This is a genomic window from Aeribacillus composti (assembly GCF_031760945.1).
Taxonomy (GTDB): Bacteria; Bacillota; Bacilli; order Bacillales; family Aeribacillaceae; genus Aeribacillus; species Aeribacillus composti.
In genome coordinates, this window is sequence record NZ_CP134501.1 from 79,175 (window position 1) to 90,000 (window position 10,826).

At 41.5% G+C, this 10,826-nt stretch carries 11 protein-coding genes and 1 rRNA gene (1 of these 12 cut by a window edge); all 12 read left to right on the forward strand.

Going from position 1 to position 10,826, the window contains the following annotated elements:
* Positions 1-5: 5 nt before the first annotated feature.
* The gene (locus RI196_RS00395) at positions 6-887 is read left to right on the forward strand and encodes a peptidylprolyl isomerase (RefSeq protein ID WP_311066717.1); all 882 of its coding nucleotides are present in this window, start codon (positions 6-8) and stop codon (positions 885-887) included.
* A gap of 85 nt (positions 888-972) precedes the next feature.
* A complete protein-coding gene (gene cysK / locus RI196_RS00400) occupies positions 973-1,902 on the forward strand; it encodes a cysteine synthase A (RefSeq protein ID WP_066247248.1) in 930 nt (309 codons plus the stop codon).
* Positions 1,903-2,044: 142 nt separating this feature from the next.
* The gene (pabB, locus tag RI196_RS00405; RefSeq protein WP_311066718.1) at positions 2,045-3,475 is read left to right on the forward strand and encodes an aminodeoxychorismate synthase component I; all 1,431 of its coding nucleotides are present in this window, start codon (positions 2,045-2,047) and stop codon (positions 3,473-3,475) included.
* Positions 3,472-4,059 carry an aminodeoxychorismate/anthranilate synthase component II gene (gene pabA / locus RI196_RS00410; RefSeq protein WP_066247253.1) on the forward strand — a complete coding sequence of 196 codons (588 nt, stop codon included), beginning with the start codon at positions 3,472-3,474 and terminating at the stop codon, positions 4,057-4,059. The genes pabB and pabA overlap by 4 nt, the downstream gene beginning before the upstream one ends.
* A 2-nt stretch (positions 4,060-4,061) precedes the next feature.
* Positions 4,062-4,940, forward strand: coding sequence for an aminodeoxychorismate lyase (pabC, locus tag RI196_RS00415; protein ID WP_066247256.1), 879 nt, complete (start codon positions 4,062-4,064; stop codon positions 4,938-4,940).
* The gene (gene folP, locus RI196_RS00420; RefSeq protein WP_063387555.1) at positions 4,931-5,779 is read left to right on the forward strand and encodes a dihydropteroate synthase; all 849 of its coding nucleotides are present in this window, start codon (positions 4,931-4,933) and stop codon (positions 5,777-5,779) included. The genes pabC and folP overlap by 10 nt, the downstream gene beginning before the upstream one ends.
* On the forward strand, positions 5,775-6,137 hold the full coding sequence (folB, locus tag RI196_RS00425) for a dihydroneopterin aldolase (protein ID WP_063387603.1): 363 nt from the start codon (positions 5,775-5,777) through the stop codon (positions 6,135-6,137). Before folP ends, folB begins: the two co-directional genes overlap by 5 nt.
* The gene (gene folK / locus RI196_RS00430) at positions 6,134-6,661 is read left to right on the forward strand and encodes a 2-amino-4-hydroxy-6-hydroxymethyldihydropteridine diphosphokinase (protein WP_066247258.1); all 528 of its coding nucleotides are present in this window, start codon (positions 6,134-6,136) and stop codon (positions 6,659-6,661) included. The genes folB and folK overlap by 4 nt, the downstream gene beginning before the upstream one ends.
* Positions 6,613-6,828, forward strand: a complete 216-nt coding sequence (locus RI196_RS00435; RefSeq protein WP_063387553.1) for a helix-turn-helix domain-containing protein — start codon at positions 6,613-6,615, stop codon at positions 6,826-6,828. The genes folK and RI196_RS00435 overlap by 49 nt, the downstream gene beginning before the upstream one ends.
* 15 nt (positions 6,829-6,843) lie before the next feature.
* Complete coding sequence (gene dusB, locus RI196_RS00440) at positions 6,844-7,836, forward strand: tRNA dihydrouridine synthase DusB (RefSeq protein ID WP_063387552.1); 993 nt, start codon at positions 6,844-6,846, stop codon at positions 7,834-7,836.
* A gap of 89 nt (positions 7,837-7,925) precedes the next feature.
* Positions 7,926-9,428: a lysine--tRNA ligase gene (lysS, locus tag RI196_RS00445; RefSeq protein WP_311066719.1), complete on the forward strand. Its 1,503-nt coding sequence runs from the start codon at positions 7,926-7,928 to the stop codon at positions 9,426-9,428.
* Positions 9,429-9,723: 295 nt separating this feature from the next.
* Positions 9,724-10,826: ribosomal RNA gene (locus RI196_RS00450) — 16S ribosomal RNA — on the forward strand; it runs 451 nt beyond the window's last position.

Here is a 10,826-nt window from a genome sequence, read left to right on the forward strand (position 1 = left end):
GAGGAATGAGTAAAAAAGCGCTTTTGGTCATAATTTTCAGTCTTGTATTAACGAACTGCGTGACGATTGCCTTTTTGGTAAGTGCTTATACAAGAGAAGCGCAAAAAGAGAAAAATGATGAAATTGTTGCCAAAATCGGCGATAGCCGCATTACGAGGCAGGAATGGTTAAGTGAACTGGAAAAACGATTTGGGAAAACAACACTTGAGGAAATGATCAATATTCAAGTTGTGGACGAGCTTGCAAAAAAGAATCATATTGATGTAGATGAAAAAACAGTTGAACGTGAAATACAAATGTATAAAATATCGTCTCAATCATACGGCGATAGCGTGCTTAACGACAAAGAACTGAGAAAACAAATTCGCTATAGTATTTTATTAGAAGAGCTTTTAACGCAAGATGTTAACATTAGTGAGAATGAATTGAAGAAATTTTATGAAGAAAATAAACATCAATATATTATGAATGACACGTATCATCTTTCCCATATCGTGGTTGATTCAAAAAAAGAAGTCCAACAAATTATAAATGAATTAAAAGGCGGATCAAGCTTTGAAGGGATTGCAGCTGAACGGTCCAAGGATCAGTTGACGGCGAAGGAAGGCGGAGACCTCGGTTATGTTTCCGAAGGTTCCAGCGATGTACCGCCGGAATATATTGAACAAGCTAAAACAATGAAGGTCAATGAGTGGTCGGAACCAATACCGCTGGAAAGAGGATATGCGATTATATTTTTGCATGAGAAAATAAAAGGAGAACAGCTGGAGTTTGACGAAGTAAAGGATCAGATTCGCAGGCAAATCGCTTTGGAACAGATGGAAGGAAATGTATCAGCAATGCAGCTGTGGGATGACATCGGCGTAACATGGTTTTATGAAAAATGAAGAAAAAGATTGACAATTCATAAATTTATTGGTATATTATTTTCAATAAAACCAATATAATTACTCGGAAATAGAGGTGTATAAGATGGCAGTTGTTGCAAACTCTATATTAGATCTAATTGGAAAGACTCCTGTTGTAAAATTAGGAAAAATTGTAGAAGAGGACAGTGCAGACGTTTATTTAAAGCTTGAATTTTTTAACCCTGGATCAAGTGTAAAGGACCGTATTGCATTAGCAATGATTGAAGCGGCAGAAAAAGAAGGCAAACTAAAACCAGGAGACACAATTATCGAACCGACAAGCGGAAACACAGGGATCGGTTTAGCAATGGTGGCAGCTGCAAAAGGTTTACATGCTATTTTAGTTATGCCAGAAACAATGAGTTTAGAGCGCCGTAATTTATTGCGTGCATATGGAGCAGAGCTTGTTTTAACTCCTGGTCCAGAAGGCATGAAAGGGGCTATTAAAAAAGCAGAAGAGCTTGCGGAAAAACACGGCTATTTCATGCCGCAGCAATTTAAAAACCGTGCAAATGTAGAAATTCACCGTTTAACAACTGGCCCGGAAATCGTTGAGCAAATGGGTGATCAATTGGATGCATTTGTCGCCGGAATCGGTACTGGAGGTACGATTACTGGTGCTGGTCAAGTATTAAGAGAAAAATATCCGAACATAAAAATTTATGCTGTTGAGCCGGCTGATTCACCTGTATTATCGGGCGGAAAACCAGGTCCGCATAAAATTCAAGGTATTGGAGCAGGATTTGTTCCGGATATTTTAAATACAGAGATTTATGATGAAGTCATTACTGTTACAACTGAGCAAGCTTTTGAAACCGCTAGAAAAGCTGCGAGAGAAGAAGGAGTATTAGGCGGAATTTCTTCAGGTGCTGCCATTTTCTCTGCATTGAAAGTGGCGAAAGAGCTAGGAAAAGGCAAAAAGGTACTAGCAGTCATCCCAAGTAATGGAGAAAGATATTTAAGTACTCCATTATATAAGTTTGACGAAGAATAATAGAATGAATAATAGTTTAAAGGCTGTCGACGAAATTTGTCGGCAGCCTTTTGGATTTTATGTGAAGGGGAAAAATAATACTGTTGATGCCAAGCTCTCCTTCTTGTTGTAAAATAAGTTTATGGGTGAAGGAGAGTGAACGATGGAATCTGTGAGAAAACTGCTGGCAGTCCAAATACCTTTTGAAAAAGAACGATTTTTCAATCGCTTTGAAACGCTGGCAAAACAACAACAACATTACGCTCTTCTCGAAAGCGGAAGAGGCGGCCGCTACAGCATAGCTGGTTTAAACCCTTTTGCCGTCATACAAGGAAAAAACGGGGCAATTACGATCTATAGCGAAAACAAAAAAGAAGTAAAGGAAGGAAATCCGCTCTTGCTCTTTGAAGGATGGATGAAACAGTTTAAATGTGAAAGCGATCCTTCCCTTCCCGACTTTCAAGGAGGCGCTATCGGCTTTATTAGCTATGATGCAGTTCGTTATTTCGAAAAATTACCCAATATAGCTGTGGACGATTTACACGTGCCCGACATTTATTTTATCGTTTTTCAAGATATCGCCGTTTTTGATCATACTGAAAAAACACTTTGGCTGATAACGTATCATAAACATGGGGAAAAAGATGCTGCACAAAAGCGGCTGGAAGAAATGAAAGCTTTATGGTGTAAGCAAAGTGAGGAAACGATTTTCAGCTATACGAATTCAGCTGATCTCAGCTATGAGCCGATAATGTTTATGGAACAGCCGTTTAAAAAAGCTGTTGAAAGAGTAAAGGATTATATTGCAAGCGGTGATGTATTTCAAGTCAACTTATCCGTCAGACAAGCAAAACCGCTTTCGACGCATCCGTTTGAAATTTATAAAGCATTACGGAAAATTAACCCATCCCCATATATGGCCTATATTCATACTCCTGAGTTTCAAATTGCCAGTGGATCTCCAGAGCTGCTCATAAAAAAGAGGGGAAATGTACTGAATACCCGTCCGATTGCTGGAACGAGATCAAGAGGAAGAAGCGATGAAGAAGACCGCCAGCTTTCTGAGGAATTAATCACCAATGAAAAAGAACGTGCAGAACATATCATGCTTGTAGATTTAGAACGAAATGATCTAGGGCGGGTATGTAAATATGGCAGTGTTGAAGTTAACGAACTGATGGCTATTGAGAAATATTCACATGTCATTCATATCGTGTCAAATGTTCGCGGAGAGCTGCAAGAAGGAAAAGGATTTTACGACATTATGCGTGCTGTATTTCCGGGCGGCACAATCACGGGAGCACCGAAGGTTCGAACAATGGAAATAATTGAAGAGCTGGAGCCGACTAGAAGAGGGTTATATACTGGTTCGATCGGCTGGCTCGGCTTTAATGGAGATTTAGAATTTAATATTGTAATACGGACGCTACTGGCTAAAAACGGTTGGGGTTATGTGCAAGCAGGTGCTGGAATCGTCATTGATTCTGTTGCAGAATATGAATATAAAGAGTGTTTGAAAAAAGCAAAAGCGTTATGGAAAGCAAAAGATTTGAGCGAAGATGAGAATAAGTTAGTTAGAGGTGAGAAGAGATGATTTTAATGATTGATAACTATGATTCTTTTACGTACAATTTAGTTCAATACCTTGGTGAGCTCGGCGAAGAGCTTGTTGTCAGACGAAATGATGAAATTACGATTGAGGAAATTGAACAGCTCAATCCAGCCTATTTGATGATTTCTCCCGGTCCGTGTACGCCGAATGAGGCGGGGATCAGCATGGAGGCAATTAAGTATTTCGCAGGGAAAATTCCGATTTTTGGCGTATGCTTAGGTCATCAATCAATAGCTCAAGTGTTCGGTGGGGATGTTGTTCGCGCAGACAAATTAATGCACGGGAAAACATCGCAAATTTATCATGACGGAAAAACTATTTTCGACGGCTTAGACAACCCGTTCACCGCTACAAGGTACCACTCTTTAATTGTCAAAAAAGAAACGCTTCCGGATTGCTTTGAAATTTCAGCATGGACGAATGACGGAGAGATTATGGGAATCCGCCATAAATCTTTGCCGGTTGAAGGCGTGCAGTTTCATCCGGAATCAATTATGACTGAACATGGAAAACTGATGTTAAAGCATTTCCTTTCCTATTATCGTACGGAAGAAAAGAGTGTATAAAAGTGTACTTATATGTAAATGGTGAATATAAAAAGCAGGATGAGCTGCATATTTCTCCGTTCGATCATGGATTTTTATACGGAATCGGCGCTTTTGAAACATTAAGGACTTATAACGGTCATCCATTTTTACTGTATGATCATATCGATCGCTTAAATGCAGCGGTTCGCGAGCTTGGCATAGATTTTTCTCTTTCTTACTCGGAAGCAGAACAAATTATTAAAAGACTGCTTGAATTAAATCATTTAAATAATGCATATATCCGGATAAATGTTTCAGCGGGTGCAGAGGAGCTGGGGTTGTCGGCGGCTCCTTATAAAAATCCGGTGTTAATCTTTTTTATAAAAGAGTTAAATTTGCCGGAAAGATTGACAAAACAGGGGGTCATTCTTTCGGTTCGACGAAATACGCCGGAAGGATCATTTCGCATAAAATCGCACCATTTTTTAAATAATGTGCTGGCAAAGAGAGAAATTGGAGATCATCCGAAAACGGAAGGTATATTTTTAACACATTCAGGATATGTCGCAGAAGGGATTGTTTCCAACATTTTTTGGGTAAAAAACAACACTGTCTATACACCGGCTGTCAGCACAGGAATATTAAACGGAATTACTAGACAGTTCGTGTTAACCATCCTTGAAAAACATCGCATCCCTTATGAAGAAGGATTGTATCCATTGGATCATCTGTTATCTGCACAAGAAGCTTTTATCACAAATTCCTTGCAGGAGATTGTCCCAATTACACATATTGGTCAGACTGCATTTGCAGGTGAACAGGGAATTTTGACCAATCGATTAATCACCATTTATAAGAAGGTGCGGCAGCATATTTTGACAAGATCTGAATTCGAAGTGGGTGATGAACAATGGGTGTAATAGAGAAAGAAAAAATATTACAGTGCGGACCGTATCAATTACACTACGAAGATAAAACCCAAGTAATGGGAATATTAAACGTTACGCCTGATTCTTTTTCGGACGGCGGAAAATTTAATGATATCGAGAAAGCTTTAAAGCATGCAAAAGAAATGGTGGAAAATGGCGCCGATATCATTGATGTCGGGGGTGAATCAACCCGTCCGGGCCATGAACCCGTTTCAGAAGAGGAGGAGCTGGCCAGAGTTCTTCCAGTCATTGAAAAATTATCAAAAGAAATTCATGTTCCTATTTCCATTGATACGTACAAAGCGAATGTGGCAAAAAAAGCGGTGGAAGCTGGAGCAACCATCATCAATGATGTTTGGGGGGCGAAAAAGGAGCCGGACATCGCTCGCGTGGCAGCAGAATATAACGTCCCAATCATTCTAATGCACAATCGAGAAAAAGAAGGGTATAACGATCTGATTAAAGACATGATTTCCGATTTAATGGAAAGTGTCGAGATCGCCAAAAAAGCAGGCGTTCGGGACGAACAAATCATCCTTGATCCAGGAATCGGTTTTGCCAAAACTTTTGAAGATAATCTCTACGTCATGCGTCATCTGGAGGAATTTACAAACCTTGGTTTCCCTGTTTTGCTGGGTACGTCGAGAAAAAGATTTATCGGACGAGTTCTCGATCTACCGGTAGAGGAGCGTATGGAAGGCACAGCGGCTACCGTATGCTTAGGAGTGCAAAAGGGCTGTCAATTCGTTCGGGTTCATGACGTTAAACCGATTGCGCGGATGGTGAAAATGATGGATGCGATGCTCGGAAAGGGGCGCGATCACGATTGATAAGATCTATGTAACGGGAATGGAGTTTTGGGGCTATCATGGCGTTTATCCTGAAGAGAATAAACTTGGACAGCGATTTCGAGTTGATGTTATTTTAGAGACGGATCTAAAGCAAGCAGGAAAAACGGATGAACTAGATGATACAGTGAATTATGCGAAAGTGTACACGGTTTGCAAGGAAATTGTGGAAGGCAAGCCCTATAAGCTTATTGAAGCCGTTGCAGAAAATTTAGCATCTGAACTGTTAAAAGAGTTTTCGACTGTTTTGTATTGCACAGTAAAAGTGGTAAAGCCGGATCCGCCAATCCCGGGTCATTACAAGTCTGTAGCAGTAGAAATCAAAAGGGGAAGAACATGAAAAACTATGCATATATTTCTTTAGGATCGAATATCGGCGATCGGGAATATTATTTGGAAGAAAGCATCAATCAATTGAACAGGCATCCAGATGTTGAGGTTATCAAAATGTCTTCTATTTATGAAACCGATCCGGTTGGTTATATTGACCAAGAATTGTTTTTGAACATGGTCATTAAAATCGCGACGAATTTCACGCCGTATGAGCTGCTGGCATTTACGCAAAAAATCGAATATGATTTAGGAAGATCAAGGGAAGTTAAATGGGGGCCTAGAACGATAGACCTTGACATTTTATTATATAATAACGAAAATATTGAAACAGAACAGCTTACCATACCTCATCCGAGAATGTTTGAACGATCTTTCGTATTGATTCCTTTGTTTGAAATTGATCAAGATGTACAATGGCCTAATCAGCATCGTTCTTTACTGGTTTTAATAGATCAATTAAAAGATAAAAAAGGAGTGCGAATATGGAAGCAGAAAAATGGGGAAGAAGGATTCGCGCTTTTAGAAAGCTAAAAGGCTATACACAAGAAAGCCTTGCAAAAGACTTAGGCGTTTCTGTATCGGTTCTTGGTGAAGTTGAAAGGGGCAACAGACTTCCCAGCAAGGAATTAGTAGAAATTATTGCTGCTAAGCTGAATGTAAGCGTGAACGAGCTGATGCCTGAGGATACTGAAAAATAAAGGAGGCAGGTGAAATTGTTTAAAATAGGAGATATTCAATTGAAAAACCGTGTTGTGCTTGCTCCGATGGCCGGCGTATGCAATTCGGCTTTTCGGCTGACGGTCAAAGAATTTGGAGCGGGTTTAGTTTGTGCTGAAATGGTCAGCGATAAAGCCATTTTATATAAAAATGCGAAAACAATGGACATGCTCTATATTGATGAACGGGAAAAACCATTAAGCTTGCAAATTTTTGGCGGTGAAAAAGAAACATTAGTGGAAGCGGCAAAATTTGTCGATAACAATACAACAGCAGATATCATCGATATTAACATGGGCTGTCCTGTACCGAAAATTACGAAATGTGATGCCGGAGCAAAATGGCTTCTTGATCCCAATAAAATTTATGACATGGTTGCCGCTGTTGTGGATGCAGTGAAAAAACCGGTAACTGTCAAAATGCGCATGGGTTGGGATGAAGAACATATTTATGCGGTGGAAAATGCCCAAGCCGTTGAGCGGGCAGGGGGCAAGGCTGTTGCATTGCATGGGCGGACCCGTGTTCAAATGTATGAGGGAGAAGCCAACTGGGACATTATTAGAGAAGTTAAGCAGGCTGTGAATATTCCGGTGATTGGCAACGGGGATGTCAAAACCCCTCAAGATGCAAAGAGAATGCTGGACGAGACGGGTGCAGACGGGGTTATGATCGGCCGTGCTGCATTAGGCAACCCATGGATGATCTATCGCACTGTTAAATATTTAGAAACGGGAGAATTAATTGAAGAGCCGACAGTTCGGGAAAAGATTGATGTATGCAAACTGCATTTAGAACGTTTAATCAATTTAAAAGGTGAGCACATCGCTGTTAGAGAGATGCGTAAACATGCCGCTTGGTATTTAAAAGGTATTCGAGGCAATGCAAAAGTGAGAAATGCTATTAATAACTGTGAAACAAAAGAAGAACTGGTCTCCCTTCTTGAACGTTTTGCAAGTGAAGTGGAAGAGAAAGAGCGTCAATCCGCATAAAGACAATCTGCTTTCTCTTATACTTTGACGGCTGCCAGTAATCTGGCAGTTTTCTATGTTAAATTTTAAGATTATTGGAGTGGATACGTATGAGCAAAGAAGGTTTGCATAACCAAGAAGAGTTGAATGATCAATTGCAGGTTCGCAGGGAAAAGCTTCATGCATTAAAAGATAAAGGAATCGACCCTTTCGGAAAAAAATTTGAACGCTCGCATCAGGCGATTGAACTAAAAGAGCAGTACGGCGAGTTTACAAAGGAAGAACTTGAGGAAAAAAATATTTTTGTTTCTATAGCTGGCAGAATTATGACAAAACGTGGAAAAGGGAAAGCAGGTTTCGCCCATATCCAAGATTTGTCGGGCCAAATTCAAATTTATGTTCGGAAGGACAGCGTCGGCGAGGATCAGTATGAAATTTTTGATATGGCTGACTTAGGTGATCTTATTGGCGTGAAGGGAACGGTTTTTAAAACAAAAGTAGGCGAGCTCTCGGTAAAAGCAACGGAATTTGTGCTGCTCACGAAAGCTTTGCGCCCTCTTCCTGATAAATACCATGGCCTTAAAGATATTGAACAGCGCTACCGCCAGCGTTATTTAGATCTTATTATGAACCCTGACAGCAAAAACACATTTATAACAAGAAGCAAAATCATCCAATCCATGCGCCGTTATTTAGACAGTCACGGGTATTTGGAAGTAGAAACACCAATGATGCACTCCATTGCTGGAGGAGCGGCAGCACGTCCGTTTATCACTCATCATAATGCTTTGGATATGCCTTTGTACATGAGAATTGCTATTGAGCTTCATTTGAAAAGGCTGATTGTCGGCGGTTTAGAAAAAGTTTATGAAATCGGCCGCGTTTTCCGCAACGAAGGCGTTTCAACAAGACATAATCCCGAGTTTACCATGCTCGAACTGTACGAGGCATATGCAGATTTCCATGATATTATGGAATTGACAGAAAACATGATTGCTCATATTGCACAAGAAGTATTAGGTACAATGACAATCCAATACGATGAATATCAAGTGGACTTGAAACCAAAATGGAAGAGACTTCACATGGTAGATGCGATTAAAGAATATACAAATGTTGATTTTTGGAATGTTACATCTACCGAAGAAGCGCGGGTATTAGCTAAAGAACACGGAGTAGAAATTAACGAAAATATGCAATACGGCCATATTGTCAATGAGTTCTTCGAGCAAAAAGTCGAGGATAAACTAATTCAGCCGACATTTATTTACGGTCACCCTGTTGAAATTTCTCCGCTCGCCAAAAAGAATGAAGCGGATCCAAGATTCACAGATCGCTTTGAATTGTTTATTGTCGGCCGCGAGCATGCAAATGCCTTTACGGAATTAAACGATCCTATTGATCAACGTGAACGCTTTGAAGCTCAATTAAAAGAAAGAGAGCAGGGAAATGACGAGGCGCATATGATGGACGAAGATTTCATTGAAGCTCTTGAATATGGCATGCCTCCAACAGGTGGGCTTGGCATTGGCATTGACAGATTAGTCATGCTTTTAACCAATTCTCCGTCTATTCGCGATGTTCTTTTATTCCCGCAGATGAGAAACAAATGATGATTTTCAAAAGGGAGACGGCTGTCTCCCTTTTGTCTTCCTGCTGGAAATTGAATAATTTTTTTATATAAAATAAATTTTTTTATGCAAAACTATTGATTTGTTATGAAAATGGTGTTATATTAATACCCGTCCTTATTGATGACCAATGATACAATGATAAAAAAATCTGTTGACAAAATAAAAATTTAAGGATATTATAAAAAAGTCGTCTTTTTTTCAACATGATCTTTGAAAACTGAACAAAACGAAAAGCGTGCCTGTTGATTCTAAAAGAGCATTTGGTGACAAACTTTTTTTGGAGAGTTTGATCCTGGCTCAGGACGAACGCTGGCGGCGTGCCTAATACATGCAAGTCGAGCGGACCGAAGGGAGCTTGCTCCTTTAGGTTAGCGGCGGACGGGTGAGTAACACGTGGGCAACCTGCCCTGCAGACTGGGATAACTTCGGGAAACCGGAGCTAATACCGGATAACACCGAAAACCGCATGGTTTTCGGTTGAAAGGCGGCTTTTAGCTGTCACTGCAGGATGGGCCCGCGGCGCATTAGCTAGTTGGTGAGGTAACGGCTCACCAAGGCGACGATGCGTAGCCGACCTGAGAGGGTGACCGGCCACACTGGGACTGAGACACGGCCCAGACTCCTACGGGAGGCAGCAGTAGGGAATCTTCCGCAATGGACGAAAGTCTGACGGAGCAACGCCGCGTGAGCGAAGAAGGTCTTCGGATCGTAAAGCTCTGTTGTCAGGGAAGAACAAGTACCGTTCGAACAGGGCGGTACCTTGACGGTACCTGACGAGGAAGCCACGGCTAACTACGTGCCAGCAGCCGCGGTAATACGTAGGTGGCAAGCGTTGTCCGGAATTATTGGGCGTAAAGCGCGCGCAGGCGGTTCCTTAAGTCTGATGTGAAATCTCGCGGCTCAACCGCGAGCGGCCATTGGAAACTGGGGAACTTGAGTGCAGGAGAGGGGAGCGGAATTCCACGTGTAGCGGTGAAATGCGTAGAGATGTGGAGGAACACCAGTGGCGAAGGCGGCTCTCTGGCCTGTAACTGACGCTGAGGCGCGAAAGCGTGGGGAGCGAACAGGATTAGATACCCTGGTAGTCCACGCCGTAAACGATGAGTGCTAAGTGTTAGAGGGTATCCACCCTTTAGTGCTGCAGCAAACGCATTAAGCACTCCGCCTGGGGAGTACGGCCGCAAGGCTGAAACTCAAAGGAATTGACGGGGACCCGCACAAGCGGTGGAGCATGTGGTTTAATTCGAAGCAACGCGAAGAACCTTACCAGGTCTTGACATCCCCTGACAACCCTAGAGATAGGGCGTTCCCCTTTCGGGGACAGGGTGACAGGTGGTGCATGGTTGTCGTCAGCTCGTGTCGTGAGATGTTGGGTTA